This window comes from Paraburkholderia aspalathi (assembly GCF_900116445.1).
Lineage (GTDB): Bacteria > Pseudomonadota > Gammaproteobacteria > Burkholderiales > Burkholderiaceae > Paraburkholderia > Paraburkholderia aspalathi.
The window spans coordinates 66,290-86,268 of sequence record NZ_FPBH01000004.1 but is presented as its reverse complement, the minus strand read 5'-3'; the positions used below and the strand labels follow the sequence as shown (position 1 = coordinate 86,268).

Here is a 19,979-nt window from a genome sequence, read left to right as displayed (position 1 = left end):
CAAGCTTGAAAGAAGGGCCCGGATGGCATGGAGATTGCGTGCCAGGACCGGTATTCAACATCGTGACCATTCCGGTGCGCGGCGCCTCAAAGCCGTGTACCAGGTAAGCGAACAACCAGTCAATGTGAGGATGTCTAATGAAAAACGTGATGAGCTCTCTAAAGAGCGGAGATTGGCGCGCGCTGGTGGCGTGTTTCCTCTATTTCGACACCGGCTTCACGGTCTGGGTGCTATACGGGCCGCTCGCGCCGTTCATTAGCAAGAGCGTTGCAATGACGCCTGCGCAGCAAGGTTTGCTGGTCGCCGTGCCGGTGCTGTCGGCAGCGATCCTGCGCGTGACGCTCGGCAATCTCTATCAATCCGCGCATGGCAAACGCATCGCGCTGATGGGCGTATTGCTGTCCGCGGTGCCGACGATCGTGCTGCCGTTGTTGCCGTTCGTGCCGTCGTACACCTTGCTACTGGTGCTCGGCGTGTTCCTCGGCGTGGGTGGCGCGAGCTTCGCGGTGGCGCTGCCGATGGCCGGCAGCAACTATCCGCCGAAGGTGCAGGGTCTGGTGCTGGGTCTGGCCGCCGCCGGCAACATCGGCGCTGTGCTCGACGGCTTCCTGTTCCCGCAACTGGCAACGCACTACGGCTGGCAAATGGCGACCGCAGGCGCACTGCCGTTGCTCGGGATTGCCGCGATCACGCTGTACTTCTGGGCCAACGATTCCGGTATCAAATCCGGCAGCGTGCTGCGCGCGTTCGGCAGCTTCGCGGTGACGCTCGTTGGCTTGATCGTGCTCGTGCTGCTGGTCGAAGCGGGCATGTTCGGCTCGGGCAAGACCGGTGTGCTGCTGTTGCCGGTGATCGGCGCGCTGCTTGCAATTGCTGTGCTGCCCAAGCGCTATCGCTCGGTGCTGTCCGAGCGCGACACGTGGGCGATCATGCTGGTGTACAGCATCACATTCGGCGGTTTTGTCGGCATGTCGTCGTATGTTTCGCTGCTGCTGACCAACCTGTATCAGCTGTCGAAGATCGACGCGGGCCTGTTCATGGCGCTGCTTGCCGCAACCGGCGCGATCGTGCGGCCGCTCGGCGGCCTGATCGCCGACAAAGTGTCGGGCGTGCGCGCGCTGACCTTCCTGCTCGCGGTCATTTCGCTGTGCGACTTCGTTTTTGCTGCCGCTATGCCGTCGATGCTGGGCGGGATTGTGCTGCTGCTGTGCCTGTACGTGGCCTTCGGTCTGGGTAATGGCGCGACCTTCCAACTGGTGCCGCATCGCTGGGCCGGCCGTACCGGTTTGATGTCGGGCATCGTCGGCGCCGCGGGCGGCATCGGTGGATTCTATCTGCCGGTCGTGATGGGTATCGCGAAGGAAAGCACGGGCAGCTATCAGATGGGCTTCGCGACCTTCGGCGCGCTGGCGGCTTGCGCATTCCTCGCGATCGTCGCGCTGCGCCGTCCGTGGATGGCGTGGTCGATGCATACCAATGTGATGCATGCGCACGCAACGGAGTGATGGAATTCGGCATCCGCGAGCGATGCTGCGTGTCTGCGCGATGGCGCTCACGCAGCGAGGATGCCGGGCGGAGCGAAAGGGTCAATCGAATCATAAGCAGAAGACATGAGCATCACGAAAGATCGGGTTCAGGCACCACAGTCCGAAGCGGACGTCTCCAGCGAGGTATTGAGCTCGTTGATCAACCTGGCAGGGCGTCAACGGATGCTGTCGCAGCGCATCGCGTTGCAGTCGATGTTGGCGTTTCAACAGTTCGACGGTGCGTTGGCGATTGCGCAGGAGACCTTGCGTACGTTTTCCGACAGCCATACAGCGCTGGTGCAAGGCCGCGACGGCTTGCCCGGACTGTTCTCGCCGGCGTTGCACGAAGCTTTTCACGGCAGCGGGAACGTGGCGAAGAAGATCACAGACTTTATCTCGCTGGCCTCGGTAGCACTGGAGGCGATCGAACGCGGCTCGCCGCGCGCCAATGAAGCACTGAACGCGTTAATCGGTTCCGTCGATCCGTTGCTGACGCATCTGCACGCCGTGACCGCTGTCTACGAGCAGGAAAGCCGGCGCATTGCGCGGGCGCAGAAGAAAGGTCAGCAGGACCTCATCGAGCGGATCAAAGCGATCGCAAAGGAAGCGCATATTGTCTCGTTCAACGGTCAGATCGTGGCGAGCCGCTCGAATGTGACAGGCCGGGAGTTCGCCGTGATTGCGGGCGTAATGACTTCGATCACCAAGGAACTTGAGGCTGTGGTGAGCGCGTTTGTGCAGAAGACGTCGGCGGGATAAGCAAGCGCCTGTGGCGATCTGTTTCGCCGTCCTTCAGTAGAAAGCAGGGCGCTGCCTGAAAATACGCAGGCAAATACTTGCATGTTGCCAGTTGCGAGCCTAATATGCAGTCAGGAGGCTGCGTATGACAATCTCATCTGACACACCCAATAATGCGTCGATTGACCGCATCGAGAAACAGATTCTGCTGAAGGCGCCGCGCTCACGAGTGTGGCGCGCGGTGTCCAATGCCGAGGAATTCGGCAAATGGTTTCGTGTGGATTTCAGCGGCAAACAGTTTATCGCCGGTCAATCCATCCAAGGCAACATCACCTATCCGGGCTATGAGCATCTCGTCATGGATGTACTGGTCGAGCGCGTCGAGCTGGAACATCTTCTGTCGTTTCGCTGGCATCCGGCCGCGGTCGATGTGTCGGTCGACTACTCGCCCGAGCCCACCACACTGGTCGTATTCGAGCTGAGCGAGGTCGACTCGGGCACGTTGCTGCGGGTGGTCGAATCAGGCTTCGATCGAATTCCCGCTGCACGCCGCGAGGAAGCGTTTCGCATGAATAGCGGCGGGTGGGAAGAGCAGTTGATCAATATCGAAAAGCATGTCGCCAAGGGATAAGCCGGCAGTGGGCAATGCGCGAGTGAAGGCGGCCATGCTGCGAAGTTCCGCGCAGATTTTTGCGGCGCTCGGCGACGAAACGCGGCTGCGTCTGATCGCCGTGTTGTGCGCGGGCAGTGCGATGTCGATTGCGCAGTTGACCGCCGGCACGGAGATTACGCGGCAGTCGGTCACGCAGCATTTGCAGGTGCTCGCCAATGCGGGCCTCGTGCGCGACGTCAAGGTAGGCCGTGAACGCCTATGGGCGTTCGAACCGGCGCACCTCGACGAAGCGCGACGCGCGCTTGAAGCGATCTCGCAGCAGTGGGATCACGCGTTGCTGAGGTTGAAGGCGGCGGTGGAGGGGGATTGAGGCGCGACTATGGGCCGACGTTTTCCGCAGGTCAGCCGGAATTGCGGAAACCCTCGCGAAACGCATTGAATGCAGACTCGATGAAGGCGGGCGTCGGTTCGAAAAGCTGCGCACGGCGCCCCATCATGTGGTCGAGAATGCGCGGATAGTCCTCGTCGAACGCCAGCACTTGCGTGATCAATCCGGTGGTCTCCGCCGAGGCGATCGCTGCTGTGTCGCGTCCAAGCAGCGCGGCGCCGGCGAGCTCCAAGTGATGATCATAGTGTTCGACGAGTTCGTAATTCTCGTCGTAAAGACGCGCGTGATTACCTGCCGCAGCATAGTGACCAAGTAGGAACAGCAAATCCGTCGCATCTTTTCTGTCGGATGCGTGACGGTCACGCCAGGCGACGATTTTCAGCATCGCCTGGCCCGGCAGCGATGCGACGGGCACAGTCAGGTCTGTTGCCACCCGGACCGTGATGGCACCGGTCAGCGCTTCGGCGAAACCGGCCACGTTCATCCTGATCGCGTGATCCGGTGGCCAGGCGATCTCTTTTGTTGCGGCATTGCCTGTATGACTTGCATTGCGTGCATCGCGCTCCACGCCGCCGAAAGGAACAATGTCGAGCCACATCAACTCGCCGCTGCCGGGGGCGCGATAGTACAACCGGTGCGCCTCGCTGCGCTGCTCGAAAGCACCGCCGGCGATCAGTGCAGCCTTGAGTGCTGCATGGCCCGTCCAGCTTTCCACGCTTACGCCGATATCGACGTCGGCGGTTGCACGCGTTGCCTCGATGCCGTGTACGTGGGTCAGCATGATGTCGCGCGCGGTCGCGCCGCCAACGAACCACTCGACGTTCGAGGCATGGGCTGTTTCAGCGACATGCCTTAACAGTTCGACAACGAGCGCCGGCAGTGGTCTGCGGTCGGGAATATCAAGTGGAGAGGTATTGCTCACGTAGCATCCGTGCCGTTTCGATGTTGCGGGAATCACCTGTTGCGATCAGGTCGACATAGATCAGCACAGGATGCACGACAGATGGCGGCAGGTTCGGCGTCCTTGCAAGCGGGATCGGCATGTTCAGGACTTCCACCTCGCCGTCCGGATCGAGGCGCAGGCGGGCGTCGATCAGCCATTTACGCGGTATTGCCTGTTCACAATAAAGCGTCACGGTCGCCGGCTTGAGATAGCCGGTGAGGAGCGCCGCGGCCACTTCACCGCCGAACTGGCATTGCTCACTGGTCGGATCGATGCTGCGCCACCATGCCGGATCTTCGGCGCGGTAGCGGTTGACCAGCAACTGGTTGCGAAGGCGGGAAGGGTACAGTGCGGCCCATTCGTCGAGCAGTCGAGCGGCGTCTGCAAAGACGTAACTATCTTTGCGTTGGACGATGTCGCCTCGCTCGAGGAGGTCTCGAAACGTCGACTGTGCGGTGCCGAGACTGACACCCGCCCGCTGTGCGATGGGGCGTTGGCCCGCATTGATGAGCAACCGGTCGCAAAGCAGGGCCAGTACCACCTTCATCCCTTTGGTGGTCCAGGCGCGGTCTTTGATACGGCTTGCCATGCCGGTGCGCTTCTCACCGGAGATCATGATCAGGTTGCCGTCGCTTTGCATGACGGCGTTACCGGACATATCCAGCGCATCAAGGCCTAACTCCCGGCAATGTCGAAGCAGATTGGGCGACAGGTAGGGCGCGACGAGCACGAACGGATCGTCGGCATGGATATGGGCCGTGGATTTGAGCGCAGCCAGCGTGGCGAAACGGTCGACGTTGTCCATCAGCAGCACCGGTCGCGACCAGGTCCTGTCCGGCGATGCCTGGAACTGTATCTTCGCTGCATAGTGAGCGCGATGTGGCGGCCGGAGGATTCGGGTGGACACGCCTGTCGCAGCGGAAAACGCTGCTGCTGCGGCTTGAACCGTCGGATCGGGCACGAACGGCGGCGGGGATTTGCGTGGCATGGTCCACCCTTGTTCAATTTTTATGAGTGTATACGTAACGTGAACAGCCTGCAAAATTGAACGCCGGCGAAGCAACCCAGGGGCGTTCAGAAAATCAGAATGTATACGGAACGTGAACATCGCGAAAAATTGAACACCTATGGCCTGGAGCCGCTCACGGCGCGGCTCCAGCGCACGAATCCCCCGATCCTCAGAACTTGTGCCGCAGCGCGAGTCGCACGGCCACCTGATTACCCGTCGACGACGGCGCCTGCACGCCCGGAATGAACGCGTTGTCGAGAATCGAGTGGGTGGAGTCGCCCGCGACCTTCTGATACTCGCCCTGTACATACACGTCCGTGCGTTTGGACAGGTTGTAATCCGCCATCACACCGACCGAGTGAATTTTCGGCTTCACGCTGCCCGTCGACGCATCGTAGTTCTCCATCGTGTACACATACTGCGCGCCGATAAAGAAGGCCGGCGTGAACTGGTATTTGCCGTTCACTTCGAAGTTCTGGTACTTCAGCGTATTCAGGCTGACACCCGATGCCGCCAGCGGGATGCCGATATAGCCGTTGCCGGTCGGGTCCTTATAGTTGGAGTTGGTGTAAGCAAAACCGGCGGTCGCCGAACCGAACGTGTAGTTGATGCCGGCGCCAAATACCCGCATGCGCCCGGCGATAAAGCTCGCGTCGTTCGCGGTGATCGCACCGGTCGCACCTGCGCCCGGATTGTTCGCCTGCAGGTACGCTGCCGCAATCAGCAGTCCGCCGTTCGCATACTGGCCACCGAAGCTATAAGCGCGATTGTTCGCGAAGTTCGTGTCGTTGCTGAAGCTGTACACGCCGCCAAACTGGAAGCCCGCAATCTCCGGACTCGCGTACTTCACGCTGTTGCCCAGACGGAACGAGTTGTCCGTGTTGTCGTTGTCGTACGGGTGCGCAAACAGGTAGCCGGCCCAGTTGCCGTTGGCGGTGGTCTGCGCAAGGTAGTCGACCACCGAGTCGTACTGGCGCCCGAGCGTGACCGTGCCGAACCGGTTGTCGCTCAAGCCCACATAGGCCTGGCGGCCGAACATGCGGCCGCCCTGGCCGAGCCGCCCCGAACTCACGTCGAAGCCGTTTTCCAGTTGGAACACGGCCTTCATGCCGCCGCCCAGATCTTCCGATCCCTTCATGCCCCAGCGGCTGCCCTGCGCATAGCCGCTCGCCATTTCCCAGACCGCGCCGCGCCCGGCGTTGTTGGTGTAGTCGATGCCTTCATCGAGCACGCCGTACAGGGTCACGCTGCTTTGCGCGAAGACGGACGGGGCCGCCAGCGAGATGAGTGCCGTGAAGGCGGCGGTGGCGATGACATTCTTTTTCATTGTGAGCTCCAGACTTTGGTAATGAGTGACCTCAGGGGGCGAAACGGGGTTCGACCGCCTGTAAAGGCCGCTGCTTTTGGCAAAGCCCGGATTCTGCTATTCGAGATGGGATTCGCGTATGAGGCACATCCCTGGATAAACGTGATTTTTTAGAATGTTTGTTCCGCGAATTATTCGCTTGTGGTGCGCCGTGCCCCAGAGAAAAATTCCGTCCATGCACCTTTGGCATGAAGGCGATAGCCGAAGGCAATGCGCCACCGCACCAGGTTTTCAGGAGACGAGATGCGACTCGATCGGAATTTTGCTAACGGCTGCTTTATCGACGCGGCAAGCGACGAGCTCATCGCCGTCACCAACCCCGCCACCGAAGCCGTGATTGCCCACGTCACGGGCGTTACCGAAGCCGAGGCGATCGCCGCGGTCGACGCCGCAGCCGCCGCGCAGAAGGGCTGGCGCAAGCTGCCTTCGGCCGAGCGCGCGGTCTATCTGCACAAGCTCGCCGACGCGCTCACCGAATGCGCGCCCGCCATCGGCGCGGCGCTCGCGCTGGAGTCGGGCAAGAGCGTCGCGGACGCCACCAACGAAGCGATCTACGCCGGCCAGATCACCCGCTACCACGCCGAATGGGCGCGCCGCATCGAAGGCGAGGTGATTCCGAGCGACACGCCCGACGAAAACCTCGTGCTGCATCGCGAGCCGATCGGCGTGGTCGCATGCCTGATCCCGTTCAACTACCCGGTCTATACGTTCATGCGCAAGGTGGCGCCCGCGTTGATCGCCGGCAATACCGTGGTGGTGCGCCCCAGCAACAACACGCCGACCTCCGCGTTCGAGATCGCCAGGGCAGTAGAGAAAGCAGGGCTGCCGGCCGGCGTTGTGAACATTCTCGCGATGAATCACGCAACCGCCGAGGCGCTTTGCACGCATCCGAAGGTCGGCATGATCACGCTGACCGGCAGCGTTGGCGCGGGGCGCAAGGTGCTTGAATACTGCAAGGCGAACATCGCCAAGCCGTCGCTCGAACTCGGCGGCAAGACGCCCGCCATCATCGAGGCGGATGCCGATCTCGAGAAGGCCGCGCGCGACCTGGTCGCATCCAAAACCACGCACTGCGGGCAGCTTTGCACGGCGATCGAACGCGTCTACGTGCAGGAAAGCGTCCACGACCGTTTCGTCGCGCTGCTGAAGAAGCACATGAGCGCGGTGGAAAGCGGCGATCGTGCCGAACAGCCTTCGCTGATGGGGCCGCTTGTCAACGACGCGTCGCGCCAGTCGATTCACGGGATGGTCGAACGCGCGATCGCTGCGGGCGCCACGCTCGAAACCGGCGGCAAGCTGCCGCAAGGCAAGGGCTTTTTCTATCCGGCCACGTTGTTGTCGAACTGCCGTCAGGACATGGAAATCATCCAGGAAGAAACCTTCGGTCCGATCATGCCGGTCGTCAAATACCGCACGCTCGACGAAGCACTGGAGATGGCGAACGACCATCAGTTTGGTTTGTCGTCGGTGCTTTATACCGAGAACTACCGTAGTGCGATGAAGATCGCCAACGGCATCGAGGCAGGCGAGTTGTATGTGAACCGTACGCCGGCCGATCCGTATCAAGGTTTCCACGCGGGCTGGAAACGCTCGGGTCTCGGCGGCGACGACGGCAAGCACGGCATGCTCGAATTCACGCAGACCCGTCTCGTGGTCATGAAGTACTAAAGCTGAAAAGCTGAAACCGGCGCGTGCCGCGCGATTCGGAGTAGACGGCACGCGTTGTTTTGAAACCCGCAAAAAACGCAGCAAATCCGCTGCACTTATAAAAATATTTGAAGACCCGGCGGCCCGGTGAACCGGCGCTGCGTCTTCCAGGAGCGCTCACGTGTCATCTCAACCGGTTCAAACCACCGCTTCGCTCGCCTCGAGCGCCGCGGAAACCGCATTGCAAGCCAACAAGGCTCAACGCTACATCCAGCTCATGTTGCTGGTCGTGGCGGCCGGCGCGATTTACCCGATTCTGTATCTGCGGCAGGTCTATCAGCCGACGATGCTCGAAGTGTTTCACATCACCGACAGTCAGCTCGGCTATCTGTATTCGTCGCTCGGCACGATCTTCCTGCTGAGTTACCTGCCGAGTGGCTGGCTCGCCGACCGGATCGCGCCGCGTCTGCTGATCTGTTTTTCGCTGATCGCAACCGGCGTGCTCGGGCTGTGGTATTCGACCGCGCCGTCGTTCCAGATGCTGATGCTGATTTTCGGTGGCTGGGGATTGTCGACCGGGTTGACCTTCTGGGCTGCCGTGATCAAGCGCGTGACGATGATCGCCGGCACGCACGAGCAGGGCCGTTTCTTCGGTTTGCTCGATGGTGGACGTGGCCTGATCGAAGCCATGCTCGCGACCATCGCGATCACGCTGTTCGCCTGGTTCACGCAGACCAAAGGCGAACCGGTGACGGCCGGCTTCAAGCTGGTCGTCTACATGTACGCGTTTCTGTGCATCGCACTGGGCGTGGTGCTTGCGCTGGTTAAAGATCCGCAAGGCGCTAAAGACGCGGCGGCCAACCGCGCCACGAAGAAACGCAGCAACGTGCTGGTCGATCTGAAAACGCTCGCGTCGATTCCTGAGTTGTGGCTGGTCGCGGCTATTGTGTTCTGTGGTTACCAGGTGTTCTGGGCGACTTACAGCTTTTCCGCGTATCTGCACGAAGGCGAAATCGGCTTGACGGTGGTGATGGCCGGCACGATCACGACGCTCAAGCTGTGGATGCGACCGATCGGCGGCATCGGCGGGGGATTTCTTGGCGACCGTTATTCGAAAGTCTCTGTGCTGGTGATCGCGCTCTTTTTCGCCGCACTGTCGCTGCTTGGTCTGATGGCGGCGCCGCGTATCTCGAGCCATGTGCTGCTGGTGTTCCTCGTGCTGTTCATCGGCATTCTGACTTACGCGATTCGCGGGCTCTACTGGTCGCTGCTGGATCGCTGCAATATCCCGGTCGAAACGATGGGCCTCGCTATCGGCCTGATCTCCGTACTCGGCTATTCGCCCGACGTGTTCCTGCCGTTGATCAACGGTTATCTGACGCAGAACTTCCCGGGCGTCTTCGGTTACCAGCTTTACTTCGGCTATGTGGCCGGAATGGCGGCGCTCGGCGGCTTTGCCGGCCTCGCGCTGAGAAACATGCTTAGCAAAAAAGGGGTTGCGTAAATGAAAGTCGTCTCGCTCGAAACGCATATCGTCGCCGTACCGCCGCCGCATGTGGGCGGCATGTACTGGATCTTCGTCAAGCTCAAGACCGATTGCGGTATTGAAGGCGTCGGCGAAATCTATTCGGCGACGTTCCATCCGAAAGCGATGACCCACATCATCGACGATGTATTCGGCCGTTATCTGCTCGATAAGGACCCGCACCATATCGAGCGGCTCTGGCGCGAAGCGTATTCGAGCGGCTTCACGCAACGCCCCGATCTGACGATGATGGGCGTGGTCAGCGGGCTGGAAATGGCGTGCTGGGACATCATCGGCAAGGCGGCGAACAAGCCGGTGTACGAACTGCTCGGCGGCATGGTGAATCAGCGTCTGCGCTCGTACACCTATCTGTATCCGAAGAACAGTCGCGGTGAATACGACTACGACGATCCCGATCTCGCTGCCGAATGTGCGGTTGAGAACGTCAAGCGTGGTTTCACTGCGGTGAAGTTCGATCCGGCGGGGCCGTATACGGCTTATTCAGGTCATCAACTGTCGATGGAAGTGCTCGACCGTTGCGAGACCTTCTGCCGCCGTGTGCGCGAGGCTGTCGGCAGCAAGGCCGATCTGCTGTTCGGTACGCATGGGCAGATGGTGCCGTCGTCGGCAATCCGGCTTGCCAAGCGCCTCGAGAAATACGATCCGTTGTGGTTCGAAGAACCGGTGCCGCCAGGACAGGAAGGCGCGATGGCGCAAGTCGCGCAGCACACAAGCATTCCGATTGCCGCGGGCGAGCGCCTGACCACCAAGTACGAGTTTTTCAAGCTGCTCGAAGCGGGCGCGGCGTCCATTCTGCAACTGAACGTCGCGCGTGTGGGCGGCCTGCTCGAAGCGAAGAAAGTCGCGGCGATCGCCGAGGTGTATTACGCGCAGATCGCACCGCATCTGTACAACGGTCCGATCGGCGCAGCCGCCAGCATTCAGCTCGCCGCCTGCACGCCGAACTTCCTGATTCAGGAAAGCATCGGCACGTGGGACGCCTTCCACGCCGAAGTGTTGAAGAAGCCGATTCAATGGGAAGACGGCTACATCATTCCTTCGCAGGAACCGGGTCTGGGCGTGGAGTTGAACATGGACGTCGTTCGGCAGCACGCACCTTACACCGGCGAGCGTCTGCATCTGCAGATGGCAGCACTTCCTGCCGACGTGAAGGATCTCGCGCCGGCCAAGGGTTGAGGCCGGGCTGAAGCTGCCGGGTTTCAAGCTGTGGGTTTCCAGCTGTTTTACGCATTCAATGGATTGGGCGCCGCTTGGCGACATAGAGCATGAACTACGATTACATCATCGTCGGCGCGGGTTCGGCGGGCTGCATTCTCGCCAATCGCCTTTCGGCGTCGGGCCAATATTCGGTGCTGCTGCTTGAAGCGGGCGGCAAGGACAGCTCGTTCTGGTTCAAGATCCCGGTGGGTTTCACCAAGACGTACTACAACGAAACCTATAACTGGATGTATTACAGCGAGCCCGAAAAGGAACTCGACAGCCGGCCGATCTATTGCCCGCGCGGCAAGGTGCAGGGCGGTTCCGGCTCGATCAACGCGATGATTTACGTGCGCGGCCAGCCGCATGATTTCGACGACTGGGCTGCAGCGGGCAACCCGGGCTGGGCGTTTCGCGACGTGCTGCCGTATTTCCGCAAGCTCGAGTCGCATCCGCTCGGCAACACGGAGTATCACGGCGCGGACGGCCCGATCCGTATCTCGCCGATGAAGGATGCAGTCCATCCGATCTGCCATGTGTTCCTGAAAGGCTGCGACCAGGCCGGCTACAAGCGCAGCGACGACTTCAACGGCGAACGATTCGAAGGCGCGGGTATCTACGACGTGAATACGCGCAAAGGGCAGCGTTCGTCGAGCAGCTTCGAGTATTTGCATCCGGTGCTGACGCGTAAGAACCTGACGGTCGAGCGTGACGTGCTCGCGAGCCGCGTGCTATTCGACGGTAACCAACGGGCCATTGGTGTGAGCGTGACGCAGAACGGCGCGACGCGGCAGTTCATGGCGAATCGCGAGGTGATTCTGTCGGCGGGCGCGGTGGATTCGCCCAAACTGTTGCAACTCTCCGGCGTAGGCGATAGCGCATTGCTCGCGAAACATCGTATTGCGATGGTCAAGGAACTGCCTGCTGTGGGGCAAAATCTGCAGGACCATCTGTGCGTGAGTTTCTACTATCGCGCGAACGTGAAGACGTTGAACGACGAATTGCGCCCGTTGCTCGGCAAGCTCAAGCTCGGTCTGCAGTATCTGCTGACGCGCAAGGGGCCGCTCGCGATGAGCGTGAACCAGTCGGGCGGGTTCTTCAAGGGCAACGACCACGAAGCGCAGCCGAATCTGCAACTGTACTTCAATCCGCTGTCGTACCGGATTCCGAAGAGCAACAAGGCGAATCTGGAACCTGAACCGTATTCGGGTTTCCTGTTGGCATTCAATCCGTGCCGGCCGACGAGCCGCGGTTCGATCGAGATCGCGTCGAACCGTGCGGAAGACGCCGCGAAAATCCGCATCAACGCGTTGACCACGGATAAAGACATCGACGAAGTGATCCAGGGTTGCGAACTGGTGCGCAAGGTGATGGCTTCGCCGGCGTTGAAAGAGATCACGGTCGAGGAAATCTCGCCGGGACCGCAGGTGAACACGCGCGAAGGCTTCCTGCAGTATTTCCGCGAGCAATCGGGTTCGATCTATCACTTGTGCGGTTCGTGCGCGATGGGCGACGACCCGCGCACCTCAGTGGTCGATGCGCGCTTGCGGGTGCACGGCGTTACCGGCTTGCGCGTGGTCGACGCGTCGATCTTCCCGAACATCACATCGGGCAACATCAACGCGCCAACGATGATGGTCGCGGAGAAGGGCGCCGAGATGATCCTCATGGATGCGGCCGTCGAAGCTGCTTTTAAACCCGAAGCGGCGGAGCTGGCTGCGGCCGCCTGAGTTCGTCCGCCTCAACCCGCTTCGCCTAATTGCGCCGACTCCGACGAATCGAGTGCACGTTCGGTCAGCCAGATTTCCTGCTGCAGCCAGTCGCGGAAGAGTGCGACGTGCGGTAGCTCGTCCTGTTCCGCGCGCGTGACGAGCCAGTACGACTGGTGGCCGTCGACGTGCACATTGAGCACTTGTACCAACTGCCCGTCAGCCAGCTCACGCCCGATCATATGACGATCGGCGATGGTCACGCCGAGCCCGTCGATAGCGGCCCGGATTGCGTGATCGAGCAGATCGAATTCGTAGCCACCGCGAGTGTCGACGTTTTCGATGCCCGCGGCTTTCAACCAGTGCTGCCAGGTCAGATAGCGCTGATCGGTGCTCGCGAGCACGTGCAGCAGCGTGAACTGATTCAGATCTATGGCCGCGCGGCCGGCCTGGCGCGCGAGCAAGGCGGGCGCGCAGACGGCGATATGCCGTTCGTTCATCAGCAGACGGTTGTCGAAACCTTCCCACTCGCCGTTGCCGAAACGGATGGCGCAGTCGAGCACGCCCGATTCGGCGAGATTGTCGTCGACGCGGGTCGACAGGCTGAGTTCGAGATGCGGATGCGCGTCACGCAGACGTCCGAGGCGCGGCATCAGCCAGCGGCTCGTGAAGGTGGGCGGCGCGTTGATACGCAGACGGTTGCGGTGGGTTTTCTCCTGCAGGCTGCGGACCGTGAGTTCGATGCGGTCAAATGACTGTTGCAGTGCTTGCAGGAGGATGCGGCCGGCGGCCGAGAGCTCGAGGTGGTGATGGTGACGCTGGAGCAAGGTCTCGCCGAGTTGGGCTTCCAGTTGCCGGACTTGCCGGCTGACCGCGCTTTGCGTCACGTTCAGCAGTTCCGCTGCGCGCGTGAAGCTGCCCGTGCGGCCGGCGACTTCGAAGGCTTTCAGCGCGTTCAGCGCGGGCATTTTGCGTTTCAAGGTGGGGCACCCAAGGGTAGGCTGACGCGCGGCGGCGCGGGTGCCCGCTATTTTACTGTGTTGCCCTCGAGGCGCTAGAAGCGTGCACGTCTTGTGGCGGCGATGCGTTGGTGCCGCAAGACGTGCAGAGACCGACTGGTCAATACGCGATGCAGACCGACTTGCTCTCGGTATACGCATCCACGATGGCCTTGCCGTGCTCGCGTCCGATTCCGGATGCCTTGAACCCGCCAAACGGCATCGCCGGATCGACCATATTGTGCGTGTTGACCCAAACGGTTCCCGCCTCGATGCCGTCGACCAGCCTCAATGCCTCGTCGAGCTGATTTGTCCACACACTCGCGCCAAGACCATATTCCGATGCGTTGGCCTGAATCAGGACTTCGTCGATATCGTCGTAGGGCATGGCCACCAGCACCGGTCCGAATACCTCCTCCCTGACCACGGAAAGCGGCTTGCATGCGCGATTGGCAATGACCGTCGGGCGGACAAAGAAGCCGTCCGCATCAACGGCCGCGTCACGTGACAGGATTTCGCCGCCTTCCTGGCGGCCTTGGGCGATCATTCCCATGACCTTGTCGCGGTGCCGTGCGGAAACCATCGGGCCCATCTGTGTTGCGGGATCGAAGCCGGAACCCAAGGCGATGCCATCAGCCACGGCGGCGATACCTTGCACCACTTCGTCGTAAATCGAGCGCGCAACGTACAGGCGGGAACCCGCGGTGCAGACCTGTCCGTGATTGAAGAAAATCGCGCCGGCCGCGCCTTCGATCGCTTTCTTCGGGTCGCAGTCGTCCAGCACGATCACGGGGCTCTTGCCGCCCAGTTCCAGCGATGCGCGCTTCAGATCGCTAGCGCATTGGCGGCCGATGATGCGGCCGACTTCGGTCGATCCTGTGAAGGTGACCTTGTTCACCAGGGGATGCTTGACCAGGGCTGCGCCGGCGGTTTCGCCGCGGCCTGTGACGACGTTGAATACGCCTGGAGGGAAGCCGGCTTCGTGAGCCAGTTCGGCCAGGCGGATCGCTGTTAAAGGCGTTTCTTCCGCTGGTTTCAGCACGACTGTGCAGCCGCAAGCGAGGGCTGGGGCGATTTTCCAGACCGCCATCAGGAGTGGGAAATTCCACGGCACGATTGCGGCGACTACACCTGCTGGGACGCGTTTTGTTGAGGCGTTGTAGCGGGTGCCGGGTGGGAAGGGGATCGACAGGTCGAAGGTGGTGCCCTCGATTTTGGTGGCCCAGCCGGCCATGTAGCGGAGCCATTGGACGCTGCCTGAGACTTCCAGCATCTTGGAGAAGGCTATTAGTTTTCCCTGGTTCAGGGTTTCTAATGTGGCTAGTTCGTCGGTGTGTTGTTCTAACAGGTCGGCTAGTTTTAGCAGCAGACGTTCACGGGTGGCTGGCGGCATTCTGCGCCAGGTGTCTGACTCGAAGGCTGCTCTTGAGGTTTTGACCGCGTGGTCGATGTCGGTTTCTGATGCGTCTGGGAGGTGGGATAGTTCTTCGCCCGTTGCGGGGTTGTAGATGGGGAAGGTTTTGCCTGCGGCGCTTGGGGTTTTTTCGCCGTTGATGAACATTGTTTTTGGTAGCTGCGCTGCTTGGGTTTTTTGTTCGGGCATGGTTTTTGTCTCCGACGGGGTTAGATTGGTGATGTTTGGTTGGCGCTTTTGCTGTTTGCCTGCGGTGGTGCCTTTCCTTGTTTTGTTAGTGGTCTATTAGCGTTGCCCCTGTGCGGGGCAGCACCTACTTTTCTTTGCCGCCGCAAAGAAAAGTAGGCAAAAGAAAGCGGCTCAAACCACGCCTGCTAAGTGGGGCCCGCAGCTCGCAGACGGCAGTGGTGCATCTGGAATCTGTGTTCTCTCACATTCAACGTTCGTGACAAGGGAGTCATACTTCCCGACTCGCACTTTGTGCTCGTCGGAAGAGTCTGCCAGGCGGTGGTCATGGTTTAGATGCTCGTGGCGCGCCTTTCTTTCGAACCAGTTGGTTGCTAATGTGCCGGCGCATAGCAGGTTCGTGATCGCGCTTAGTGCGTACAGCACGATGAATCCTTCGCCGAAAAAGTAGGGTGTTGTCGATAACGTTGCGCCCAATACCATCCCGATGTGGTGGGCTGCGCCGGGACAACTTGCGCTCAACGCGCTGCACGAATTTCTTCGCAGTTTCATCAGCGCCGGAATCGTCAGGCAGTCGAGAATCAGAAATATCTTTGCTGCGAGTAGTGCTAGGGTTGGACTGTCCACGGCTGCGAGGGCTCCAATTAACGCCGCTCGTAGCACGTACAGCACAATCAACATTCGTTTGTTGTTGCCGGAACGGTCGGCGATGAACGCCAGTGCGCAAACCGCCCCCACCGAAAGCAAGACCTGCCATATCGGTTGGGCGCCACTCATGCCGCAAATCGCAAACAACTGGAAACGCGCGAGACTGCCGCTCGATAAGCCCGAAAATACTGCGAGCAGTACCGTTGCACCGGTTGCGCAGATGGCTTCGGTCGGCTGGGCCGTGTTTTGATTCGCGTATTGATTCCGATCGAAATCCTTAGGAGGCGACACGGGCGCATCAACTAGATGCCACCCGCACAACAGCAATGCGCTACCTACCGCCACAAACAACCCAGCTATCGTGACTGAATGCTCCAATCCGCCCACATACGCCGGCATGATCCCCATCGCACTCGTCGCGGCAATCAGTGTCACCGCCGTCGCAAACGTCGTGTGCGGCCGGGATACGCGTGACATCAACAACGGCACGATCGTCATCGTTGCTAACGCCAATACGCTCATCCACAACGCGTTGGCTCGTTGACCAAGACCGGTTTGAGTCACCAGTGTCGCGGCACCGCCCACGAGCAACACACAGGCCGTGCCGCTTACGCTCGCAATTAACCCGCGCACCGTGCCCCTCGTGGACGCAATCCGCCCGCGTATCGCACCGCCTGCACCCGCCCTCAGCATGCCTGCCACGCCGCCTCCGCGTGGAGTCAGCCGACGTACTACGCTGCATGCAGTCGCGGGCCGCATGTATCTCGCGTCGGCCACGCCCGCAGCAGCACGCCGCACGTCGCACGTCATCGAATCACCGCTTGCAGCAGCCATGATCCGCAGACTTGCCATCCTCAACGCTGTTCTGATCCCGCTCGGACGGTAAGTCCATCGTCGGATTCGCGGAGAAGAAGTTGTTCGGCTTGAGCATGAAGCCGGCGTATTCCACGGGCATCACGGGGAAGTCCTCGGGTTTGCATACGTGCGTGTGGCCGAAGCTGTGCCACAAGACAATGTCCTCGTTCTCGATGTTGCGGTTCGCCTCGATATAACGCGGCAAGCCGTCACCGCCCGCGTGCTGGTTCGGATAGTCGCCGCTCGCATAGCGCTCGGCCGGATCGAATGGCGTGACCCACACGTGACGTGTCGCAAAGCCGCCGCGTTGGCGGACCTTCGAGCGTTCGTCGGCGAGCATCAGCGGGGAGTCGTTCACGATCAGCTTGTAGCCAGGATTCGCGCCGACGGCGTTCGTCACGTTCGGGTTGGTCACTTTCCAGTAACGTCCGGTGCGGCCGTTCGCGAGGCGCGCGGCTTCGCTCTCGGTCTTGAACACCTGTTTGGTGGTGTCGAAGACGTTGCCGTACGGATTCGTTTCGCCCATCGGACGCGGCACGAATTCGTGTTCGGTTACAGTGTTGCGCTCTCCGTCCACCATCATGTGCATCCGCGCATTAAAGAAGTGCTGATGGGTCGGGCCGCCAAGGTTCTCGGTGATCATGCCGCCCCACGGATACGTGTCGCCGTCAGCTACCGCGGAGGTTTGTACGATGCCGGTCAGCTTGCATTCGAGCTGGATGGTGCCGTCCTGGTACAGGTACCAGTAGAAGCCGTAGTCGTAGTTGCCGACCGTCGCGAAGAAGGAGATCACGAGGCGTCGCGAGCGACGCATTTCGAAAACGCCGGTGCGAAACTCGTAGTGCTTCCACAGGGTGCCGTAGTCCTCTTCGTGCATGCACACGGCGTTCTTCATCACGAACGCATTGCCGAAATCGTCGGCGGACGGAATGTCGAAATAACGGATTGTGCCGAGGCAATCGCAACCGAGTTCAAGCTGATTCGCCAGTTTGCCGAGGCCGTATTCGCCGGCATCGAATGCGCTCTTCCAGTAGTGATTCGTGCTCGGGTCGGAGTAGGGCACGCACATCTCCGTCACGCTCGCACGGTAGATGATCGGCCGCGCGTTCTTGCCGTCGTCCCATGACAGTTGATGCAGCACCAGACCTTCACGCGGCGTGAAGCCGACGCGGAAGCTCCAGTTCTGCCAGCTTACGTGCCAGCCGTCGATCTTGAAGCTCGGGCCATCGGGTTGATTGATCGACAGCGGTTTGAGCGTGTTGCGGGGCTCGCCGAGGCTCGGCGTGTCGTAGTTGTGCTTCGCGCGCGGAATCGGAATGATGCGGCCATCGTCCACCAGTTCGATCACTTTTTTCTCGAGCAGATCGACCACCGCCACCACGCCCTCGATCGGATGCGCGTAACCGTTGTCGGTCACGGTCTCGCGGTAGTAGCTCACGCAACGCACAAGGCGTCGGCCATTCTCGTTCTCGCGGTCGAAGCAGCCGGCGGAAAACGGATCGACCTGGACGCGCTCCAGATCCTTCTCGGTGAGGCCGCGCTTCATCACCGCAATGCGCCATGCGTCGTCGCTCTTGACGATCTGCTCGGCGTTCATGAAGTCTTCGATCATGATCGGCGGCTGGCCATATGGCGCCTGATCGAACGGCAGCACGTTGCGCGAGGCGATTTTTTTCTCTCTCAGGTCCACATGGAATTCGGTGGTCGTGCCATTCGTGCGATCGATTGCGAGGACGAACGCCGTGCGCGAAAAATATTCGCCGGTCTTGAATGCGATCACTTCGGCCTTCGGCGGCTCGCGCAATTCAACCATCGGAAAGCGCACGTGCCCGTCGAGATTTTCAGCGGCCTTCACGAGATCGCAGGCAAGCTGCATTTCGTCCGGACTCAGCGGATCGAGCGGATGAACGGGGGCGTGTGCGGTTTTCGTGGCATTCGTGTTCATAAGGTTCCCGTAAGGAGTGTGCTGGACCGGACTGCGTGCGAGGCTGCGTGAAACGTGCCGAACGCTGAGTCGATGGCAAATCGTAGGAACCCAATAATATTTTCGCGCTTGCTTATCGCGCCAAATGAACGATAAAGTGCGCCACGAGGAAGAACACTGCAGCACACCAGCGAAGACTTGAGAGGAGACGCTCAGCATGAAAAAAGTCACGCTCAACGGTAGTTTCCCTATGATCCGCGCAGCGGTCATGGGGCCGGTTGTGCGCGCACTCGATGCATCAGGCGCCAATTGCGACGCGCTGCTCGAAGCGTTCGGCATGAGCCGCAAGCTCCTGTCGAATCCCTATGAAATCCTGCCGCTGACGCGTTACGTGGCGGCATTCGAGCGCGCGGCCGAAGTACTCGGCGAGCCGTCGCTCGGCTTGCGTCTGGGCAGCGAATTGCAGGTGACGGAGCTCGGGCCGGCAGGTCTCGTGTTTCTATCGTCGCCGACCTTGAATGCGGCAGTGCGCAAGTTCTCGCTCGCGCTAGCGTCGTGGCAGAACACCACGACCTGCGAGTTGCTGCGCGACGGCGAATGGCCGGTATGGACCTATCAGATCGCCAATCCGCAGATCTGGCCGCGCCGGCAGGACGCGGAATACAGCCTCTCGACGATGTGCCATATGATCCGGGCCGTGCGCGGCGCGGCGTGGAACCCGGCCGAAGTGCATTTCGAACATGCCGCGCCCGCTGACCTCAAACCGTATGCGCGCATTTTCCGCGTACCGGTACGCTTTCAGCAGCCTTTCAATGGTGTGATCCTGCGTCCGTCGGATCTCGATGCACCGCTCAAAAGCGCCGACACGCAAATGGCGCGCATGATGGAGCGCCACGCCACCGATCTGATTGCGCGCGATGCGGTGCCCCACAGCATCGCCGACCAGGTACGCGATCTGGTGACGCGGCGGCTCGCGCACGAAAAGCTGATCGTTGCCGACATCGCGAAAGATCTCGGTCTCTCTCATCGTTCATTGCAGCGGCATTTGGCCGAGGCGGGGACATCCGTGCGGCAGATCGTGCGCCAAGAGCGGCAGCGCAGTGTGGAAGGACTGCTTGAACGCGAAGGGCTCACCAATGCGGCAATCGCCCGCGCCGTGGGTTATGCCGACGCGACCGTGCTGTGGCGCGCCACGCGCAACTGGAAAAAACAATAAAGGTAGTGGCGCTGCAGTTGCTTTCATTCTGAAAGCGCGTAAAGGCGCAATCCTCA

At 60.7% G+C, this 19,979-nt stretch carries 16 protein-coding genes; 9 read left to right on the top strand and 7 right to left on the bottom strand.

Annotated features, from left to right (window positions below):
- Positions 1 to 137: 137 nt before the first annotated feature.
- The 4 genes from BM438_RS07810 to BM438_RS07795 all read left to right on the top strand — a co-directional run bounded on the left by BM438_RS07810 (position 138) and on the right by BM438_RS07795 (position 3,247).
- Positions 138 to 1,505: an MFS transporter gene (locus BM438_RS07810; protein WP_093633727.1), complete on the top strand. Its 1,368-nt coding sequence runs from the start codon at positions 138 to 140 to the stop codon at positions 1,503 to 1,505.
- A gap of 105 nt (positions 1,506 to 1,610) precedes the next feature.
- The gene (locus BM438_RS07805) at positions 1,611 to 2,285 is read left to right on the top strand and encodes a type IV pili methyl-accepting chemotaxis transducer N-terminal domain-containing protein (protein ID WP_093633726.1); all 675 of its coding nucleotides are present in this window, start codon (positions 1,611 to 1,613) and stop codon (positions 2,283 to 2,285) included.
- Positions 2,286 to 2,409: 124 nt separating this feature from the next.
- A complete protein-coding gene (locus tag BM438_RS07800; RefSeq protein ID WP_093633725.1) occupies positions 2,410 to 2,895 on the top strand; it encodes an SRPBCC family protein in 486 nt (161 codons plus the stop codon).
- Entirely contained in the window at positions 2,879 to 3,247 is a 369-nt protein-coding gene (locus BM438_RS07795; RefSeq protein ID WP_093633724.1) for an ArsR/SmtB family transcription factor, read from the top strand. The genes BM438_RS07800 and BM438_RS07795 overlap by 17 nt, the downstream gene beginning before the upstream one ends.
- A gap of 31 nt (positions 3,248 to 3,278) precedes the next feature.
- Here BM438_RS07795 and BM438_RS07790 read toward each other — a convergent pair whose 3' ends face one another.
- From BM438_RS07790 to BM438_RS07780, 3 genes are all read right to left on the bottom strand, one after another.
- Positions 3,279 to 4,187 carry a nucleotidyl transferase AbiEii/AbiGii toxin family protein gene (locus tag BM438_RS07790; RefSeq protein WP_093633723.1) on the bottom strand — a complete coding sequence of 303 codons (909 nt, stop codon included), beginning with the start codon at positions 4,185 to 4,187 and terminating at the stop codon, positions 3,279 to 3,281.
- On the bottom strand, positions 4,165 to 5,013 hold the full coding sequence (locus BM438_RS07785) for a type IV toxin-antitoxin system AbiEi family antitoxin (RefSeq protein ID WP_167378337.1): 849 nt from the start codon (positions 5,011 to 5,013) through the stop codon (positions 4,165 to 4,167). The genes BM438_RS07790 and BM438_RS07785 overlap by 23 nt, the downstream gene beginning before the upstream one ends.
- Before the next feature lie 373 nt (positions 5,014 to 5,386).
- The gene (locus BM438_RS07780) at positions 5,387 to 6,544 is read right to left on the bottom strand and encodes a porin (RefSeq protein WP_093633721.1); all 1,158 of its coding nucleotides are present in this window, start codon (positions 6,542 to 6,544) and stop codon (positions 5,387 to 5,389) included.
- 282 nt (positions 6,545 to 6,826) lie between these two features.
- On the opposite strand from BM438_RS07780, the gene aldA reads away from it, so the two are divergent.
- The 4 genes from aldA to BM438_RS07760 all read left to right on the top strand — a co-directional run bounded on the left by aldA (position 6,827) and on the right by BM438_RS07760 (position 12,703).
- Positions 6,827 to 8,251 carry an aldehyde dehydrogenase gene (aldA, locus tag BM438_RS07775; RefSeq protein ID WP_093633720.1) on the top strand — a complete coding sequence of 475 codons (1,425 nt, stop codon included), beginning with the start codon at positions 6,827 to 6,829 and terminating at the stop codon, positions 8,249 to 8,251.
- Between the two features lie 160 nt (positions 8,252 to 8,411).
- On the top strand, positions 8,412 to 9,734 hold the full coding sequence (locus BM438_RS07770; protein WP_093633719.1) for an MFS transporter: 1,323 nt from the start codon (positions 8,412 to 8,414) through the stop codon (positions 9,732 to 9,734).
- Positions 9,735 to 10,952 (top strand): mandelate racemase/muconate lactonizing enzyme family protein, encoded by a 1,218-nt coding sequence (locus BM438_RS07765; protein WP_093633718.1) that lies wholly within the window; start codon positions 9,735 to 9,737, stop codon positions 10,950 to 10,952.
- Positions 10,953 to 11,041: 89 nt separating this feature from the next.
- Entirely contained in the window at positions 11,042 to 12,703 is a 1,662-nt protein-coding gene (locus BM438_RS07760) for a GMC family oxidoreductase (protein ID WP_093633717.1), read from the top strand.
- A gap of 11 nt (positions 12,704 to 12,714) precedes the next feature.
- Here BM438_RS07760 and BM438_RS07755 read toward each other — a convergent pair whose 3' ends face one another.
- From BM438_RS07755 to BM438_RS07735, 4 genes are all read right to left on the bottom strand, one after another.
- On the bottom strand, positions 12,715 to 13,650 hold the full coding sequence (locus tag BM438_RS07755) for a LysR substrate-binding domain-containing protein (protein ID WP_093633716.1): 936 nt from the start codon (positions 13,648 to 13,650) through the stop codon (positions 12,715 to 12,717).
- Between the two features lie 151 nt (positions 13,651 to 13,801).
- Complete coding sequence (styD, locus tag BM438_RS07750; protein WP_093633715.1) at positions 13,802 to 15,283, bottom strand: phenylacetaldehyde dehydrogenase StyD; 1,482 nt, start codon at positions 15,281 to 15,283, stop codon at positions 13,802 to 13,804.
- Between the two features lie 171 nt (positions 15,284 to 15,454).
- Positions 15,455 to 16,561, bottom strand: a complete 1,107-nt coding sequence (locus BM438_RS44705) for a hypothetical protein (RefSeq protein WP_143131665.1) — start codon at positions 16,559 to 16,561, stop codon at positions 15,455 to 15,457.
- Positions 16,562 to 16,742: 181 nt separating this feature from the next.
- Positions 16,743 to 18,728: a primary-amine oxidase gene (locus BM438_RS07735; protein WP_093633712.1), complete on the bottom strand. Its 1,986-nt coding sequence runs from the start codon at positions 18,726 to 18,728 to the stop codon at positions 16,743 to 16,745.
- A gap of 196 nt (positions 18,729 to 18,924) precedes the next feature.
- Here BM438_RS07735 and BM438_RS07730 point away from each other — a divergent pair, with 196 nt between their 5' ends.
- The gene (locus BM438_RS07730) at positions 18,925 to 19,923 is read left to right on the top strand and encodes an AraC family transcriptional regulator (protein WP_093633711.1); all 999 of its coding nucleotides are present in this window, start codon (positions 18,925 to 18,927) and stop codon (positions 19,921 to 19,923) included.
- The last annotated feature ends 56 nt before the right edge of the window (positions 19,924 to 19,979 follow it).